This is a genomic window from Acinetobacter sp. YH12112, assembly GCF_013418945.1.
Taxonomy (GTDB): Bacteria; Pseudomonadota; Gammaproteobacteria; order Pseudomonadales; family Moraxellaceae; genus Acinetobacter; species Acinetobacter indicus.
Genome location: NZ_VPBA01000018.1, coordinates 16,984 through 34,381, shown reverse-complemented (window position 1 = coordinate 34,381; position 17,398 = coordinate 16,984). Strand labels below are relative to the sequence as shown.

The following is a 17,398-nucleotide window of genomic DNA, read 5'->3' as shown; positions in this document are numbered from 1 at the left end:
ACTATAAAGATTATATAGCACTAAGACAAATGTTTAAGGAGAATTTTAATGTCCGAAGGTAAACAAATTAAGCGGAGTGTGTTCTTTATTTCCGATGGAACCGCAATTACAGCCGAAACCTTGGGACACTCCCTTTTAGCGCAGTTTCCGAATGTCGATTTTGACATTCATATTATTCCCTATATCAGCTCGGAAGAAGCAGCCACCGATGTGGTGTCAGAAATTAACCGACGTGCTGAATTAGACGGTCAGCCGCCACTGGTATTTGATACGTTGGTCGATCCGTATGTGCGCGATATTATCAACACCGCCAATGCCGTCAATCTGGACGTATTTGAGGGGTTGATCAGCAAACTGGCCGATGAGCTGGGCACACAGCCAACCACGCTGGTGGGGCAGACCCATGCTGTAACTGATTCAGAATCGTATAAAGCACGTATTGATGCGGTACATTTTGCTTTGGACAATGATGATGGCGCACGTACCCGTCACTATGACAAAGCTGATCTGATTCTCATTGGCGTATCCCGTTCTGGTAAAACCCCAACCTCGATTTATTTGTCATTACAGTTTGGTATACGTGTGGCCAACTATCCACTGACCGAAGAAGATCTGGATGATAACCGTTTGCCAGCTGTGCTGCGTCCACACAAACATAAATTATTCGGGTTGATGATTGATGCCGAGCGTCTGGTGGCAATTCGTACCGAACGTAAAGCCAATAGCCGTTATGCCAGCTTTAACCAGTGCCAGATGGAATTACGCGCCATTGAAGGCATTTATATTTCTGAAGGTATTAAATACCTGAACGTGTCTGAAATGTCGATTGAAGAAATTTCCACCCGTGTCCTGCAAATGACCGGTCTGAAACGTCGTATTGGTTAAGTAATTGTTGTTAAAGCTGGAATACTGCAGGCTGCAGTATTCCAGTGGATATTGGACTGAAAATAAATTAAAAAACTAAAAAATCGGCCTAAAATCCTGTTTCATCCATTGCTCTCATCGGCTTGAAAATTAATAACACTTTTCTCTTAATTTACCGCTCTTTTAATTTACTTGTACCTGTATTTACTTTTCCGGATTGCGGTGGGTGGTAATAATCACATCGACCTTATATTCACTGCCATCAATGGTATAAATACTGTGTTCTGCAATTCGGGCAATGGGCCAGGTAATTAACTGGCAGTTGTCGCGTTGCAGCGCAGCATAATAACTGTCCGATTTAAAATAGGCGTGCTGGGTATCGGCAATATTCGGGGTTAGCTGACGTTTTAGCCAGGTATCTACCACCTGCGCATCTAAAAAGCGCAAGGCCAGAATATTCTTGACCCGGTTGTTAAACAGCCGGCGGTTTTTAAATACCAGCGGATGGCTGATTAAACGATGGATACCGCGTTCGGTACTCGGTAATACAAAATGCGGTTCAATCTGAAAGACTTTAACCTGACTGGCGACCTGGGCAATTTTGTCTAGCTGCGAGACACTGTCCTGATTGGCACCAATAATCGCCACGCTGCGTTGACTGAAGTCATGCTGTTTGCTGTCTTTGGCACTAATGCAAAGCCCCTGAAAGGCATGAAAGTCTGCTGCACAATTTTCAAATACGCTTTTGCCGGTATCCTGCTGTTTAACGACCATGAGGGCATCCTTTCATTCTTGGTTTTATCAATTTAGATGTTTTACTCTATTTTTAGTCAGCTCTTGCTGGAAGGTAAAGCGCTTTAACTATCTGGCCAGTCATTTCGGTCACGGTGACGAAAATATCAGTGCAGGATGGGGCGAGAATAGATTCACCGTCACAATAAAAAAAGCCTGTAAATCCACACGGTTTACAGGCTCCATTACAGCTCGATGAAACTTATTTGAGCTGCATCAGGTAGTCAAAGTTTTGCAGACGTTTTTCAGTGTCATAGACATCACAGGTAAAGATAAACTCATCGACTTCATAACGGCTCAACAACTGTTCTAAGCCGGCTTTGACAGTCGCTGGTGAGCCAATTTGACCCATGGCATAGAAGTTATCGACTGACATTTTTTCAGCCGGTGACCATAAACCGTCCATGCTGGCGACTGGCGCTTTTAGTTTCAGGCTCTGACCACGCATTAAACCTAAGACCCGTTGATAGGCACTGGTGGCCAAAAACTGCGCTTCTTCATCGGTGGCCGCCACGACCGTTGGCACGCCCATCGACACATAAGGCCGCTCTAGATATTCAGACGGCTGGAAGTTATCCCGATACAGTTGAATGGCCTGACCGAGCATCCGCGGCGCAAAGTGTGAGGCAAACGAGTAGGGCAGACCCAGTCGGGCCGCCAGCTGGGCACTAAACAGGCTGGAACCGAGTAACCAGACCGGAACATGGGTGCCTTGTCCTGGTGTCGCTACAATGCGTTGCTGCGGTTCAGGTTCTTTGAAATAGTGCAGAATTTCCAGCACATCTTGCGGGAACTGGTCTTCAGTTTCCTGACGGCCACGACGCAAGGCACGCATGGTGGTCTGATCGGTGCCGGGCGCACGACCGAGACCCAGCTCAATCCGGTCTGGATAGAGTGTGGCCAGCGTACCGAACTGTTCTGCCACCACTAAAGGGGCGTGGTTGGGCAACATAATCCCACCAGAGCCGACTTTTAAAGTCTGGGTGTTGGCCAGAATGTAGCCGAGCAGCACCGCTGTGGCCGAGCTGGCAATGCCGTCCATATTATGATGTTCAGCCAGCCAGAAGCGGGCATAGCCCAGTTTTTCTGCCCGTTGCGCCAGCTCTAGCGCATGATGCAGGGAAAATTGAATGGTTTTATCGTCACGAACCGGTGCCAGTTCCAGAATGGAAAATTGTGTGTCTTTTAAACTGCGCATTGGCGTTCTCTATTCACATATCTATGGCTCACAGCATACGTTGTGTCCCGATGTTTGTATATCGTTTTTTTTCGATATAAGGTTTCATCGTGTAAAACAACACAAGCACCCGAAGGTGCTTGTGATAGGTTCAGATTTTGAACTTTGAAATTAACGGCGTTTCCCGTTTTTATAATGACCCAGATGCAGGCCATTATCACCGCGGTAACGGTCATTATAACGATAGTCGTTGTAACGGTAGCCACGGCTGTCGTAGCGACGGTCATAACGGTCATCATAACGGCGATCTTCGCTGACTTTGGTGCCTAATACTGCACCGGCACCACCACCTAAGGCTGCGCCAATATAACCACCATTGCTGCCGGCCATGTTTTTACCGACACTATAACCACCAGCGCTACCTAAAGCGGCACCAATGGCTGCACCATTGCGGTCACGTTTATCGGCAGAGACTGCTGCACCACCGGCACCACCCAAGGCAGAACCAATTAACGCACCGGTTGAGCCGCCCATTTGCTGGCCAATGGCTGCACCGACCACACCACCTAAAGCGGAACCTACTGCGACACGGGTGTTGTTGTCGGCGTGTGCTGTACCCATCATAAGCGCTGAGCTGGCCAGTACTGTACTCAATAAAATTTTGTTGATCTTCATGGTTACACTCCAAAGAGCACATTCAATTTGTCTTGACTTTAATGTAGAAAAACTTTGAGAAAAGATCGTGGAGGGCACAGGTGTCAAAATGCTAATTTTGGTCAACGCTGTGTAATTTTTCTGTCGAATCTCTTCATAATTGCCTCCTCATCCATCTACTGAAAAAATGAAATCCCAGGCGTAAAAAAAGCATCCTGAAGATGCTTTTTTACAAGGGGAGAATTAACGACGACGTTTTTTCTTCCATTTACGTTCCTGGTAACGGTCGTATTCTTTATCTTTGGAAATCTTGTTACCCAGCGCTGCACCACCGGCTGCACCGAGCGCTGCACCAATATAACCACCGTTAGTACCGCCCATGTTCTGACCCACGGTATAACCCGCACCGCCACCTAAGGCACCGCCAATGGCAGATTCAGTACGATGGCGTTTGTTACTGGCTACAGCTGCGCCACCTGCACCACCTAAAGCCGCACCAATGGTTGCACCCGTGGTACCGCCCATGTTTTTACCTAAGGCTGTACCTGCGACACTACCTAAGGCACTGGCTGCAGCTACACGGGTCGCATTGTCAGCATGTGCATTCACCGTCATGAAAGAAGTGGCAGCAAGCGTTGCACTTAATAAAACAGCATTGAGTTTCATATTCACTCCATGTCCAAGAGCGGACTTTTTAATGTCATTTGATGGCAGTAAATGTAACAAAAGGATTCCCTGCAAATATGGAGAGGCACCTTCATAATTCAGTGCTTTGGTTTCGGCTTTGTATAAGTTGTATTAAAACTGTCGATTTTATCGGCAGCCCAGACTTTAAATTGAAAGAGGCTGGATGCATCTCTTGTACTCTGTAGCGTATTTGCCGGATTTGGCCATCAACCGCGCAGTTTCTGCTACGAATAAAGATGTTATTTGCCGGCCAGAATCGTTAAACTATGGCAATTTTTTGATTTCGCTGGCCTTATTGAATTAGGGCGACAGCCTGTATATTGAGATAATTTGCACAATGAAAGAATCGTTACGTTTACGATTAGATCAACTTTCTGACCGTCACGAAGAATTAACGGCACTCTTGGCCGATGCTGAAGTCATTTCCGATAACAAACGCTTTCGCCAGCTGTCGCGCGAACACAATGACCTGAGCGAAATTACCGAAGTCTGGGGCAAATATACCCAGGCCGAAGCCGATATTGAAACGGCTGAAGCAATGCTGTCCGATCCTGACTTTAAAGAGATGGCGCAGGAAGAGATCAAGGAAAACAAGGCGCTGATTGAACAGCTGGAAGCGGATTTAAACATCCTGATGATTCCTAAAGATCCGAATGATGCCAACTCGGCCTATCTGGAAATTCGTGCCGGCACCGGTGGTGATGAAGCGGCAATTTTCTCCGGCGATTTATTCCGCATGTACAGCAAATATGCCGAATCTCAAGGCTGGCGTATTGAAGTGCTGTCAGAAAACGAAGGCGAACACGGCGGTTATAAAGAAGTCATCTGTCTGGTTAATGGTGACGGAGTCTATGGCCGCCTGAAATTTGAAAGTGGCGCACATCGTGTCCAGCGTGTTCCGGCAACTGAATCGCAAGGCCGTGTACATACGTCCGCCTGTACCGTGGCTATTTTGCCTGAAATTGATGTCGATACCACGGTGGATATTAACCCGGCAGATTTACGTATTGATACCTACCGCGCATCGGGTGCCGGTGGTCAGCACGTCAACAAAACTGACTCTGCGGTGCGTATTACCCATATTCCAACCGGCACGGTGGTGGAATGTCAGGAAGAGCGTTCGCAGCACAAGAACAAAGCCAAAGCCATGGCCTTATTGGCCTCGCGTCTGGAAAATGCCAAACGTGCCGCAGCAGATGCCGCCACTTCGGAAATGCGTCGTGACCTGGTCGGTTCCGGCGACCGTTCCGAGCGTATTCGCACCTATAACTATCCGCAAGGGCGGATGACCGATCATCGTATTAACTTAACTTTATATAAGTTAGATGCAGTGATGGAAGGTGATTTAACCGAATTGCTGGACAGCCTGCACCGTGAATATCAGGCCGATCAGCTGGCGTTACTTGCCCAGCAAAATGGTGGCTAATGAAAATTGCCGATGCACTGGCCATTCGTGGCGTAGCAGACAGCTACGAACGTCAGGAAAATCTCTGGCTACTGGAGCATATTCTGGGTTTATCGGCTTTGGCGCTGAAATATCAGGCCGATCGAGAATTAAGCCCAGAACAGGAACAGCAATATCTTGCGGGTATTGCCCGGATTGAAGCAGGTGAACCCTTGGCCTATGTCACCGGTTCACAGCCGTTCTGGACACTGGATTTAAAAGTTACGCCAGATACCTTGGTGCCACGACCAGATACCGAAGTGCTGGTAGAAAGCTGTTTGCAGCTGGATTTACCGGCACAGGCGGCGATTATCGACTTGGGTACCGGCACCGGTGCGATTGCCTTGGCTTTGGCATCGGAACGTCCGGATTGGCAGGTGACTGCAACCGATATCTATCCGCCGACTCTGGCGGTTGCCAAAGAAAATGCGCAGACGCATAACTTGGAGCGGGTAGAGTTTAAGCTGGGCGCCTGGTTTGCTGCTTTAGGCGTTTCTGCCGAGCCGAGGTTTGATCTGATTGTGTCGAATCCACCGTATATTGCGGCTGATGATGTACATATGAAAGATTTGGCCACCGAACCTGAACGGGCCTTAGTGGCGGCCAAGCAGGGCTTATCTGATCTTGAGATTATTATTCAGCAAGGCAAGCACTGGTTAAAACCGCAAGGCTGGATTGCTGTAGAGCATGGTTATGATCAGGCAGCGGCTGTGCAAAATATCTTTAACGACGCCGGTTTTGTTGCGGTACGCACCATTCAGGATTATGGCGGCAATGATCGGGTGACCATCGGGCAACTTGGCGTTTAAGTCAGGTTGCCTTTAATTGCCTGAATGGCTGGAGGTAATTCTTCACCCAAGGCACTCAGCATTTCCCGTTCAATCAGCCGGACCATGGCACTCAGTGGCAGGTCATTGTCTTGCAGGCCAAATGGCTCTTCCAGCTGTTCGCTTAAGGCATCCAAGCCCAAAAACAGATAGGCAATCAATCCCACCAGAATGGGGGTCCAGATACCTAAATTCGCCTCTAAACTAAAGGGCAGAATAAAGCAGAAACAGTACACAGTACGGTGTAGCAGTACCGAATACGAAAACGGCAATGGTGTGGTCAGAATCCGGTCACAACCAGCCTGAATATCCCCCAAGGCAATAATGTGCTTGTTTAGACCATGATAGACAATATCTGACAGTTCGCCGCTGTGCAGGGCCTTGACCAGATCTTTTTGAATCTGTTCCAGAATAAACTGGGCGGCATTAATATGTCCAAACAGCGCCTGATAATCGGCCGGGCTTAAATTGACCTTGTTATGATAAAAATCAATTGGCTCGTTTTGCGTTCGCAGCCGATTTTTCAGTAAATTGCTAAACAGCATTACCCGATACATCAGCACCTGACGTTCGGCGGGCGGCAACACATAGGAATCTCGGGCAAGATGGCGTGAGGTGGCAATCAGCTGCCCCCATAATTTACGGCCTTCCCACCAGCGTTCATAACTGGCGGTATTTCTGAAACTGAGGAAAATCGACAGGATAATCCCGAAAATGGTAAAGCCAATCGCGGGCACAGCCGGCGCCTGTACATAATGATGCGAGGACAGATAGACCAGCACGGTGGAAATGAACACCACCATCATTAAGGCCGGCATGACCTTAGGCAAGATGGTGCCTGACCATGCAAAAAGTAATGCGAAACTGTTGCTTTTATCCCGAATAATCATAGTGCTTCTGCCCGGATGCTCAGCCGTAGTGTTCCATAGCCGGACAAGGCAATGCAAGCCGTATACGTTGGGATGATTCAGTATAATCCAGTCAAAAAAAGTGACGCCGTAGCGTCACTTGAATAGAGCGTTGGGTAACTGCTCAAGATTTACATTGGATAATCTTGCAGACAGTCAGATACTTCCACTTGAGCCAGGCTATCGGTTTCTAAAGCCAGACACAGCGCTACAATTTTTGCCGTTTCGCTCAGGTTTTCATCTTTAAGTGCTAAGCCTGCTTGTAAGGCGTGCAGATCTTCCTGAGGAATATCTAAGGCTTGTGCCGCTTCTAGCGCATCTTCACGATCAAAAAATGCCGCCATCGCATTACGTAACTGATCTTCAGAGGTGTTGAGAATGCCTTGATTCAGCAATTCATCAAGTTGCTCTGAAGGAGTAGAAAGTGCGTGATTAAAATTTTGAACCAGATTTTGTGCAAGCACATCAATCATCTTAAGCATGGGAACCTCTAAAGATGGAGTACAACAAGGAGGAGGAGGGATTACAGCCAAAATTGCATAGAATCTATGCGATAAATTGAGTGAAAATTAATCTATTTTGGTGTGATTGGCAATGCTGTTACGATGAATGACCGGTTCAAATACTGCACTTGAAATGCCAAGTGCTTCATATTGCAACTTATATTTAAAAGTTCTGAGTTAAAAATATCAGCATAAATAACGGCTAGCTTTGATTCTGCCGGTAGGCCCCCGGATTTAAGCCAGTCCACTTTTTAAAGGCTCGGTGAAAGGCACTTGGATCATGAAAATTCAGCCGTTCACTAATATCTTGTAGCGATAGCTCGGTTTTCGAGAGCAGTTCAATCGCGGTATCGCGGCGGATTTCATTTTTCAGTTGCTGATAGCTGGTACCTTCCTGTTTTAAACGGCGCTGAAAAGTGGCGCCTGACATATTCAGTTGTCGGGTCAGTTCATGCAGTTCCAGCCATTCACTTGGCGGACGCTGCATCAGTTGTTTGCGAATCATCGTGCTTAACGCATGCGGATTTTTAAAACGCACCAGCAGGTTATACGGGGTTTGCTGTAAAAAGCGTTTCCAGCTGCGCTCATCCTGCTTGATTTTTAGACCCAAAGCCTGCGCATCAAAATAGATTCGGTTGTCGGGTTGTTCATAGCGAATGTTTTCACAAAAGCGCACCCGATAATCTGCATCATCGCTTGGAGCCGGGCATTTTAGTTCGATTTTTTGAATGGCAATGCGCTGTCCACTGAGCCAGCAGATCAGGCTATGCACCAGCATTAAATAAGTCGCATAACTGAACATGGCTTTGGGCTGCGCCCGATCATGAAGGGTCAGCACAGCAGCATCTTTGTTGAGCTGCAGTTCCCCGCGCAGATCATCCAGAATCAGGTTGAAAAACTTTAGAATCTCTTTCAGTGCGGTTTCAATGGTATCGGCAGAGTAGACCCATTTGGACAATAAACGATAACTGCCACGGCGCAGCGGATGGCTGTCCATACCAAAAAACTCATCATTCATGGCATCGGCCAGGGCAATCCACAGCTGCCCATATTGCAGCACCGACACCCGCGCTTTGGCCGAATGCATCAGCTCCAGCGGAATACCGGCCCGGGTCAGAATGGAGTGAATTTCCACCCCTTGCTGCTGGGCGGCTTGCAGTGCTTCATGCACCAGTGCAATAGAAATGGTGCCTTTACTATAATGCAAATGGGATGGCGTCATCGCGTGTCTATTCAATTTAAAATTATGTTAAAAATGCTATTGTTCAAAGGCATCATGCAGGATGCTGTATTTGGAAATTGTACTCAAGCTGGAGTCTGATTACTCTGCATCTTAAGTCGAGTATGTGTCATTGATAACAAAACTATTTGGGAAAATAAAATGAAGATTCAAGGAAAAGTATGTGTGGTTACCGGTGGTGCATCTGGTTTGGGCGCTGCTACTGCACAGTATCTGGTGGAGCAGGGGGCCAATGTCATTCTGGTCGATATGAATCAGGAGCTGGGTACGCAAATGGCACAGCAATTGGGTGAAAAAGCCCAGTTTAAGGCGCTGGATGTGACCGATGAAGCCGCGGTAGAGCAATTCTTTGCCGAGATTGAGCAGCACTATGGCCAGTTAAATGGTCTGGTCAACTGTGCCGGCATCGCACCTTCAGCCAAAGTGCTGGGCAAAGAAGGCTTACATAGCTTAAGCATGTTCCAGAAAGTGCTGGACATTAATGTCAGTGGCAGCTTTAACATGATTCGTTTTGCTGCGCAGCTGATGGCCAAATATCAACTGCAAGCTGGTGAAGAAGAGCGCGGTGTAATTGTCAATACCGCTTCAGTGGCGGCGTATGAAGGACAGATTGGTCAGGCGGCCTATTCTGCGTCCAAAGGTGCGATTGTGGCGATGACCTTGCCGCTAGCGCGTGAACTGGCCCGTGAATCGATCCGCGTGATGACCATTGCACCGGGGATTATGGAAACACCAATGCTGAAAGCCTTTCCACAGCATGTGCAGGATGCCTTAGGACAGATGGTGCCATATCCACCGCGTCTGGCTAAGCCACATGAATTTGCCCAGTTGGTAGGACAGATTTTTGAAAATGGCTATTTGAATGGTGAGGTGATTCGTCTGGATGGTGCGATCCGGATGCAGCCTAAATAAGTACAATGCTTAAAAAAGCAGCCCTTTGCTGGGTTAAATAAATAGCCTAAGTAAATAAAAATAAGATAAACCCATCTGGTCTGGTTGTCGTGCTGATGCTGCAGCTAGACCATCCCCCAAGTTTTTAGATCAGCCAGCGTACTTCAGCCGAATCCAACGTAATGAGAACGAGAAAGCAATGATTTTAAATGAACAACAAAAAATGGTTCAGGACATGATGCGTAGCTATGCGCAGGAGAAATTGAAACCGACCGCGGCCGAACGCGATAAAACCGCACAGTTTCCGGCACAGGAACTGAAAGAGCTGGGCGCTTTAGGTGCACTGGGCATGACCGTATCGGAACAGTGGGGCGGTGCCGGTCTGGACTATATTTCGCTGGTGCTGGCTTTAGAGGAAATTGCCGCAGGAGATGGTGCGATTTCGACGATTGTGAGTGTGCAAAACTCCTTGCCGTGCGGCATCATCCAGCGCTATGGCACTGAAGCGCAAAAACAGCATTATCTGACCAAACTGGCGACCGGTGAATGGTTAGGCTGTTTTTGCCTGACCGAACCGCAAGTCGGTTCCGATGCCAGTGCCATCGAATGTAAGGCTGAACGTGATGGTGACAGCTGGATATTAAATGGCACCAAGCAGTTTATTACCACCGGTAAACACGCCCAGCTGGCTTTAGTCTTTGCCGTGACCGATAAATCTGCCGGCAAAAAAGGCATTTCCTGCTTTTTGGTCCCGACCGAGAACCCCGGATATATCGTGTCGCGCTTAGAAGACAAAATGGGGCAGCATTGTTCCGATACGGCCACCATTGTACTGGATCAATGCCGTATTCCGGCTGATCATCTGCTGGGTCAGGAAGGCGAAGGCTATAAAATTGCCTTGTCCAATCTGGAGTCAGGCCGGATCGGAATTGCCGCACAATCGGTAGGGATGGCGCGTGCCGCTCTAGATGCCGCTGTGGAATATGCCAATGAACGTAAAGCCTTTGGGGTCGAGATCGTGCAACATCAGGCCGTGGCTTTCCGTCTGGCCGATATGGCCACGCAAATTGAAGCGGCGCGTCAACTGATCTTGCATGCAGCCAGCTTAAAAGATTCCGGTTTGCCATGTTTAAAAGAAGCCTCAATGGCCAAACTGTTTGCCTCGACCATGGCAGAACGCGTCTGCTCCGATGCTATCCAGATTCATGGCGGTTATGGTTATGTGTCCGACTTTCCGGTGGAACGGATTTACCGCGATGTCCGGGTTAGCCAGATTTATGAAGGTGCTTCGGATATTCAGCGTTTGGTGATTGCCCGGGCTGTGACCCAGCCTTAAACCGGCGTTGATACAGCAATATGTTCAAACACGGCATCACGATTGAGGCCAATGGAAATTGCAGTCGCGCCGTCCTTATGCTGAACTGAAGCATAAGATGTTATTCATCATCTAACCCATCTCCCATGTGAAGACCACTTTGCATGGGCACAACCTAAAAACAGCAGTATAAGAAATAACCCTGCAGTCGGATGGACTGCAGACCATCAGCCCGATGGCATGAAAACAACAAGGAACACGTCCTGCAATACGGATGTTTTTGCAGATCAATCGCCCCGAAGGATAAGAGGTTGCCCCCATGAAAACGTTGCAAGACGCCTATCAAGATTTTAATTTGGAACAACTGATTGCTACCCAGTTACAGGGAACGGCACAGGCGCTGAATGCCTATACCGAATGCTGTGGTCGATATTGCGGACAGCAGCACACCGCTTTGATCTGGGAAGGTAAGCAGGGTGAATCAGCCCGTTGGAGCTTTGATCAGCTGGCTGAGGCTTCGGGCAAGCTGGCCAATTATTTTCAGGCCATGGGTTTAAAAGCAGGCGACTGTATTGCCGGTCTGCTGCCACGTACTCCGGAATTACTGATTACCGTATTGGCCACCTGGCGGATGGGCGCGGTCTATCAGCCGCTATTTACGGCCTTTGAATCGAAAGCGATTGAACACCGGCTGGAGGCTGCCAATACCCGCTTTATTGTGACCCATACCGAGCAGCGCGCCAAACTCAGTTCGTTGCAACAGATTGGTATATTAACCGTCGGTGCCGAAGCCGCTGGAACAAGTGATGCCGATTTCTGGCAGCAGCTGAATCAGCATTCTGCCAGTTTTGAGCCGGTACTGCGCAGCTTTGATGATGACTTCCTGATGATGTTTACTTCCGGTACTACGGGTCTGGCAAAATCGGTACCGGTGCCTTTAAAAGCCTTGCTGGCCTTTAAAGGTTATATGCAGCATGCGGTGGATTTACGTGCTGAAGATTCGTTCTGGAATCTGGCCGATCCGGGCTGGGCTTATGGGCTGTATTATGGCATTACCGGGCCGCTCAGTCTGGGGCATAGTATTATCATGGATGAACGACCATTTAGTGTCGATCATGCACTGGAAGTCATTCAAAAATATCAGGTCAGCAATTTGGCCGGTTCGCCAACAGCCTTTCGTATGTTCTTTGGCTTTAAAGAAAAATTTGCCGGTGTACCTAAAACCTTGCGCGTTGTCAGCAGTGCCGGTGAGCCACTAACCCCAGAAGTTATTCACTGGTTTAAACAGGATCTCGAGGTCAATGTTTACGATCAGTACGGACAAACTGAACTGGGCATGGTGATTGCCAATCATCATGCGCTGGAACATCACAAAAAAGTGGGCTCGGCCGGTTATGCCATTCCGGGACATCGTTTTGCGGTATTAAATGCACAGCATCAGGAAGTTGCCGCGGGTGAAATTGGCACGCTGGCGCTGGATGAATCACAATCTCCATTAATGTGGTTTAAAGGCTATGCCGGACATAACCGTAAATCCTTTGTGGGCCAGTACTATTTAACCGGTGATACGGTGCGTTTAAATGAGCTGGGCGGAATTGATTTTATTGGGCGTGCAGACGATGTCATTACAACTTCGGGCTATCGGGTCGGACCGTTTGATGTCGAAAGCACCTTGCTGGAATGTGAGGAAGTGCTGGAATCAGCCGTGGTGGGTAAACCGGACCCGGCGCGTACTGAAATCGTTAAAGCCTTTGTGGTGCTAAAAGCACAATTTGCTGCAAGTCCGGCACTGGAACAAAAACTACAGCATTATGTGCGTTCACGTTTATCCAAACATGCTTATCCGAAAGAGATTGAATTTGTCGAGGCTTTACCCAAAACCTCCAGCGGCAAGATTCAACGCAATATCCTTAAGCAGCAGGAAATTGATAAACAGATACTGTTGGAAAAAGTCAGTTAAGAGGAGATAGAAGACAATTAAAATTATTTAATTTATGTAATTTGTATGTCATTACATTTGGTTTCTTGATATTGATTTTTATCAGTTTTATTTTTATCTATAAAAAGTCACGCAAGAATCTGCAAAATACAGGTCAAAGCGTGACTTTTTTTATGGCTATTTCAAGGCGTATATGTGGCTGTTATAAATCCATTTTCTGGTGTTCAGAATTGGGTTCACCAGTTTTACCGGTCAGATTGCCTTTCAGTACTTTAAATAACTGGGTGACTTTATTGTCGGTGACATTCCAGTATTCGGCACTAATCGCTTCTGCCACCAGAACACGCACCGAAGGATCATCCTTGCCGTTAAACCAGTTTTCCGCCCATGGATTCCAGAGCTGATCAATCAGGGCACGATCTGTACTGATTTGTGCATGTGCACTCATCGACACATAAATCCCGTCTGAGGGTTTGGAGAACGCCAGACCAATCTGGTTACGGCCGCTGGTCACAGCTGTAACCAGATCATTGCTGTCACGCAAAATAAAATACAAATTCTGACGTTCATGCAGCTTTTCAGAATTGAGCATGGTCATTGGCTGTGCATGAATTTCTTGGGTTTCGGTGTGGTGACTGATCATGGTGAAGCGTACATCTTTAATCAGTTCCCATAATTTGTCGCGGTTATGTTGATCGTTCATGTGCTTTGCTCCTGATGTCAGTAAATGCGCTTTTACGCAAAAGAACTCATTCACAAGCAGAGTAAAACGATTTTTGTGCTTCGCGTAGCGGTCTCACCTAACTCATACAGATTCAGGGTAAAACAATATCTGCGCTCAACAAAAGCGCATCAGGCAAGACAGTTGTTTACATATCATCCAGACCAAGAGGTCATATATAAAACGAAGGGCGGCGAAAACCAAAAAAACGGTGGGTAAGGCTGTTAAAAAAAATCAATCGAATTACACTATAGCCAGCAAAAAACAGGAAGATAAATGGTGACACTTGAGGATAACTGGCAGGAACTGAGCGATGCAGAAATGCATTTATATAGTCGCCAGATTTTGCTGGATGGCTGGGACATCGAAGCGCAGGAAAAATTAAAACTGGCCAATGTGCTGATTGTCGGCTGTGGTGGTATCGGCTGTAGCAGTGCTGAACTGTTGGCGCGCGCCGGGGTCGGAAAAATCACCCTCATTGATGCAGATACGATTGAAATCAGTAACCTGCAACGTCAAATTGCCTATAGCGCAGAAGATTTAGGCTTCTATAAGGCCGACATTCTGGCCAAGCGTCTGCAAAAGATTAATCCGCATATTCAGGTACAGGCCATCACAGCCAAACTGGATGACAGCAATGCTATCGGACTGATTGCCCAGCAGGATCTGGTTTTAGATGGCTGCGATAATTTCAGTACCCGCTATCTGGTCAACCGTGTTTGTGTGCAGCATCAGGTGGCGCTGATTAGTGCCTCGGCCATTGGTTTTCAGGGCCAGTTGTTTATGGTAGAAGGTGATTCGGCCTGCTATGAATGCCTGTTTCCAAAAGAAGATCAGGCCAATGAAAGCCTGCGCTGCGCCGATTCTGGTGTGCTGGCCACGACTCCGAATGTGATGGCCAGTTTACAGGCGCATCATACCTTGATCTATTTAGGTCTGGGAATTGCTGCGTTAAAACAGAAGCTGCTGCTCTGGGATGGGCTGAGTTTAAAACAGCGCCTGCTGGCGTTTGAAAAAGACCGAAATTGCCCATGCTGTCAGGCAAGATAAATCTATCTGACATCAATTTTTTGCTACACTGACTCAAATTTAATTTCATCGAAGACATTATGAAAAACAATATCTGGTTAGATGGCCTTCGTTCCGTGGCGCGTATGGGCGAAACGGCGGTCGTGGCGGCCAAAGCCGGCCTGAAATATGCGACTGAAAAACCCAGCAATGCCAAACTGATGCGTGAAACCTTTGAATCGCTCGGTTCAACCTATATCAAGCTGGGACAGTTTATTGCCAGCACGCCGTCTTTGTTTCCACGTGAGTATGTGGAAGAGTTTCAGGGCTGTTTAGATCAAACTCCATCATTGCCGTTTAGCTATGTACAGCAGGTGCTGGCTTCAGAATTCGCCGGGCGTGATTTAGGCGAAATTTTTGCCTCGATTGATGAAACCCCGCTGGCTTCGGCTTCCATTGCCCAGGTGCATGCTGCCAAGCTGGTCTCGGGCGAAGATGTGGTGATTAAAGTCCAGAAACCGGGTGTGGAAACCATTTTATATACTGACCTGAATGTGCTGCACTGGGCCACCAAGCTGCTGGAAAAAGCCGTACCAAAAGTAAAATTCGCCTCTCTGGCCGATATTGTCGAAGAAATTAAAGTCCGTATGGTGCGCGAAGTCGACTTTATTGAAGAAGCCAAAAACCTGGATGATTTTGTCAATTATCTGAACCTGACCCAGAATCAGGCTGCAACAGCGCCGAAGGTTTATCATCAGTATTCCACTCGCCGGGTGTTGACCATGCAGCGTCTTTTCGGGGTGCCTTTAACCGATTTTGAAGTGGTAAAACAGTATGCCAAAGACCCGTCGCAGGTGTTAATTACCGCCATGAATACCTGGTTTGGCAGCCTGATGATGTGTAACAGTTTCCATGCCGACCTGCATGCTGGCAACCTGATGCTGCTGGAAGATGGCCGCGTCGGTTTTATTGATTTTGGTATTGTCGGGCAGCTGAAGCCTGAAGTCTGGACGGCCTGTATCGCCTTTATGGATGCCTTGCAGAATACCGACTACACGCTGATGGCGGAAAACATGCTGAAAATGGGCATGACCGATACCCAGATTAACACCCAAGTGCTGGCGCAAGATTTGGAACGTCTGTTTAGTGGTGTACTGCTGGCCGATCCACAGGAAATCCTCAGTTCAAATCCGGCCGATTTAAATGACATCATGATGGATATGGTGGCGGTTGGTGAACGTCATGGCATCCGTTTCCCGCGTGATTTCGCGCTGCTGTTCAAGCAAATGCTGTACTTTGACCGTTTCATGCGTATCCTGGCGCCGTATACCGACATTTATGCCGACCAGCGCTTGCAGATGGTACAAAGTATGGACCCAAATCTGCTGCTCAAACATTAATTTATAGACATCGCCCAGCTTTTATATAACAAGCAAGCTGCTGCTACATCGCAAAGCGACACACGTGATGCTGATGTAGCAAGCAGGTGATGATTCACGTTATACACGCCCGAGTAATCCGATGGACGCAATTATTATTGAAGGCTTAAAGGTCGAAACAGTGGTGGGCTGTTTTAACTGGGAGCGTCAGATTATCCAGCCTTTGCTGCTGGACTTAAGCATTCAGTGCAGTCTGGAGCAGGCTGCCTGTTCTGATGAACTGGAAGATACCCTGAACTATGCCGAAATTTGCGAAATTTCTGCGCAAGTGATTCAGGCCGCTCAGCCAAAATTGATTGAACATGCAGCAAAGCTGGTGCTGGATGCACTTTTTGCTCACTATCCTACAGTTGAATCGATTATGATTAGCATCCGCAAGCCTGCCATTATCCCGCAAGCCCAATCTGTAGGAATTCGTCTTGAACGCCACCGAAACGATTTTCGCCCTAGCACTGGCGAGTAATTCTCATCCTGAACAGCATTTTCAACAGGCATTTGCTGCGCTGTCGCGTTTGGGGCGTTTGCAGTGTTCCTCGATTTATCTGATTCCGTGCCGGGATGGGATTGGTGCGGATTACTGGAATGCCGCCTGTCTGCTCAAGAGTGAACACAGTGTCGAGCAGATTCTGGCCTTGCTAAAACAGTTAGAAGCAGATTCCGGGCGGGTACGACCTTCACATCAAATCAGTTTAGATGTGGATTTAATTGCTTGGGGGACAAGCCTAGAGCAAATGCAATTTAATCCAAAGAAATTACCGCTGGCGCTGGATGTAAAAATCCCGATGTTTGAGCTGTGGCACAATGCGGCATTTGCCCACCAGCCCCATCCATTTCCTGTGATTCAATGTTCAGCGTGAAGATGACATGACTCATCAGCAAGCCCGGTTTTATACCGGGCTTTTTAAATTAAGTAGATAAATTGGTCGTGTTGATTTTACTTAAGCTTGCACACGCATGATAAAATAGCCTACGAGGATGCAGGCTGTTTT

18 protein-coding genes are annotated in these 17,398 nt (G+C 47.7%); 10 read left to right on the top strand and 8 right to left on the bottom strand.

Going from position 1 to position 17,398, the window contains the following annotated elements:
- Positions 1-48 precede the first annotated feature (48 nt).
- Positions 49-885, top strand: coding sequence for a pyruvate, water dikinase regulatory protein (locus FTU50_RS08425; protein WP_005178719.1), 837 nt, complete (start codon positions 49-51; stop codon positions 883-885).
- 183 nt (positions 886-1,068) lie between these two features.
- Here FTU50_RS08425 and FTU50_RS08420 read toward each other — a convergent pair whose 3' ends face one another.
- The 4 genes from FTU50_RS08420 to FTU50_RS08405 form a co-directional block, all read right to left on the bottom strand.
- Positions 1,069-1,638: a hypothetical protein gene (locus tag FTU50_RS08420; protein WP_005178717.1), complete on the bottom strand. Its 570-nt coding sequence runs from the start codon at positions 1,636-1,638 to the stop codon at positions 1,069-1,071.
- Positions 1,639-1,858: 220 nt separating this feature from the next.
- A complete protein-coding gene (locus tag FTU50_RS08415) occupies positions 1,859-2,854 on the bottom strand; it encodes an LLM class flavin-dependent oxidoreductase (protein WP_075166876.1) in 996 nt (331 codons plus the stop codon).
- A 150-nt stretch (positions 2,855-3,004) separates the two neighbouring features.
- Positions 3,005-3,508: a glycine zipper domain-containing protein gene (locus tag FTU50_RS08410; RefSeq protein ID WP_045794933.1), complete on the bottom strand. Its 504-nt coding sequence runs from the start codon at positions 3,506-3,508 to the stop codon at positions 3,005-3,007.
- A gap of 222 nt (positions 3,509-3,730) precedes the next feature.
- The gene (locus FTU50_RS08405; RefSeq protein WP_005178713.1) at positions 3,731-4,153 is read right to left on the bottom strand and encodes a glycine zipper domain-containing protein; all 423 of its coding nucleotides are present in this window, start codon (positions 4,151-4,153) and stop codon (positions 3,731-3,733) included.
- A gap of 358 nt (positions 4,154-4,511) precedes the next feature.
- On the opposite strand from FTU50_RS08405, the gene prfA reads away from it, so the two are divergent.
- Entirely contained in the window at positions 4,512-5,600 is a 1,089-nt protein-coding gene (gene prfA / locus FTU50_RS08400; protein ID WP_005178710.1) for a peptide chain release factor 1, read from the top strand.
- Positions 5,600-6,427 (top strand): peptide chain release factor N(5)-glutamine methyltransferase, encoded by an 828-nt coding sequence (prmC, locus tag FTU50_RS08395; RefSeq protein ID WP_160232423.1) that lies wholly within the window; start codon positions 5,600-5,602, stop codon positions 6,425-6,427. The genes prfA and prmC overlap by 1 nt, the downstream gene beginning before the upstream one ends.
- Here prmC and FTU50_RS08390 read toward each other — a convergent pair.
- From FTU50_RS08390 to FTU50_RS08380, 3 genes are all read right to left on the bottom strand, one after another.
- The gene (locus FTU50_RS08390) at positions 6,424-7,335 is read right to left on the bottom strand and encodes a bestrophin family protein (RefSeq protein ID WP_075166874.1); all 912 of its coding nucleotides are present in this window, start codon (positions 7,333-7,335) and stop codon (positions 6,424-6,426) included. The genes prmC and FTU50_RS08390 overlap by 4 nt on opposite strands.
- A 149-nt stretch (positions 7,336-7,484) precedes the next feature.
- On the bottom strand, positions 7,485-7,835 hold the full coding sequence (locus FTU50_RS08385; protein ID WP_005178707.1) for a hypothetical protein: 351 nt from the start codon (positions 7,833-7,835) through the stop codon (positions 7,485-7,487).
- Between the two features lie 223 nt (positions 7,836-8,058).
- A complete protein-coding gene (locus FTU50_RS08380) occupies positions 8,059-9,078 on the bottom strand; it encodes an AraC family transcriptional regulator (RefSeq protein WP_016659091.1) in 1,020 nt (339 codons plus the stop codon).
- A gap of 159 nt (positions 9,079-9,237) precedes the next feature.
- Here FTU50_RS08380 and FTU50_RS08375 point away from each other — a divergent pair, with 159 nt between their 5' ends.
- From FTU50_RS08375 to FTU50_RS08365, 3 genes are all read left to right on the top strand, one after another.
- The gene (locus tag FTU50_RS08375) at positions 9,238-10,008 is read left to right on the top strand and encodes a 3-hydroxyacyl-CoA dehydrogenase (RefSeq protein ID WP_005178702.1); all 771 of its coding nucleotides are present in this window, start codon (positions 9,238-9,240) and stop codon (positions 10,006-10,008) included.
- Positions 10,009-10,186: 178 nt separating this feature from the next.
- Entirely contained in the window at positions 10,187-11,323 is a 1,137-nt protein-coding gene (locus tag FTU50_RS08370; RefSeq protein ID WP_104470433.1) for an acyl-CoA dehydrogenase family protein, read from the top strand.
- Between the two features lie 298 nt (positions 11,324-11,621).
- On the top strand, positions 11,622-13,262 hold the full coding sequence (locus FTU50_RS08365) for an AMP-binding protein (protein WP_168405500.1): 1,641 nt from the start codon (positions 11,622-11,624) through the stop codon (positions 13,260-13,262).
- Between the two features lie 181 nt (positions 13,263-13,443).
- Here the strand turns inward: FTU50_RS08365 and FTU50_RS08360 are convergent, their stop codons facing one another.
- Positions 13,444-13,944 (bottom strand): pyridoxamine 5'-phosphate oxidase family protein, encoded by a 501-nt coding sequence (locus tag FTU50_RS08360; protein ID WP_005178694.1) that lies wholly within the window; start codon positions 13,942-13,944, stop codon positions 13,444-13,446.
- 294 nt (positions 13,945-14,238) lie between these two features.
- Here FTU50_RS08360 and FTU50_RS08355 point away from each other — a divergent pair, with 294 nt between their 5' ends.
- The 4 genes from FTU50_RS08355 (at position 14,239) to FTU50_RS08340 (ending at position 17,266) form a co-directional block, all read left to right on the top strand.
- Entirely contained in the window at positions 14,239-15,012 is a 774-nt protein-coding gene (locus FTU50_RS08355; RefSeq protein WP_180069658.1) for a HesA/MoeB/ThiF family protein, read from the top strand.
- Between the two features lie 59 nt (positions 15,013-15,071).
- Positions 15,072-16,370 (top strand): AarF/ABC1/UbiB kinase family protein, encoded by a 1,299-nt coding sequence (locus FTU50_RS08350; protein WP_016659087.1) that lies wholly within the window; start codon positions 15,072-15,074, stop codon positions 16,368-16,370.
- A 121-nt stretch (positions 16,371-16,491) separates the two neighbouring features.
- A complete protein-coding gene (folB, locus tag FTU50_RS08345; protein ID WP_016659086.1) occupies positions 16,492-16,872 on the top strand; it encodes a dihydroneopterin aldolase in 381 nt (126 codons plus the stop codon).
- Positions 16,829-17,266 carry a 2-amino-4-hydroxy-6-hydroxymethyldihydropteridine diphosphokinase gene (locus tag FTU50_RS08340; protein ID WP_005178682.1) on the top strand — a complete coding sequence of 146 codons (438 nt, stop codon included), beginning with the start codon at positions 16,829-16,831 and terminating at the stop codon, positions 17,264-17,266. The genes folB and FTU50_RS08340 overlap by 44 nt, the downstream gene beginning before the upstream one ends.
- Positions 17,267-17,398 lie beyond the last annotated feature (132 nt).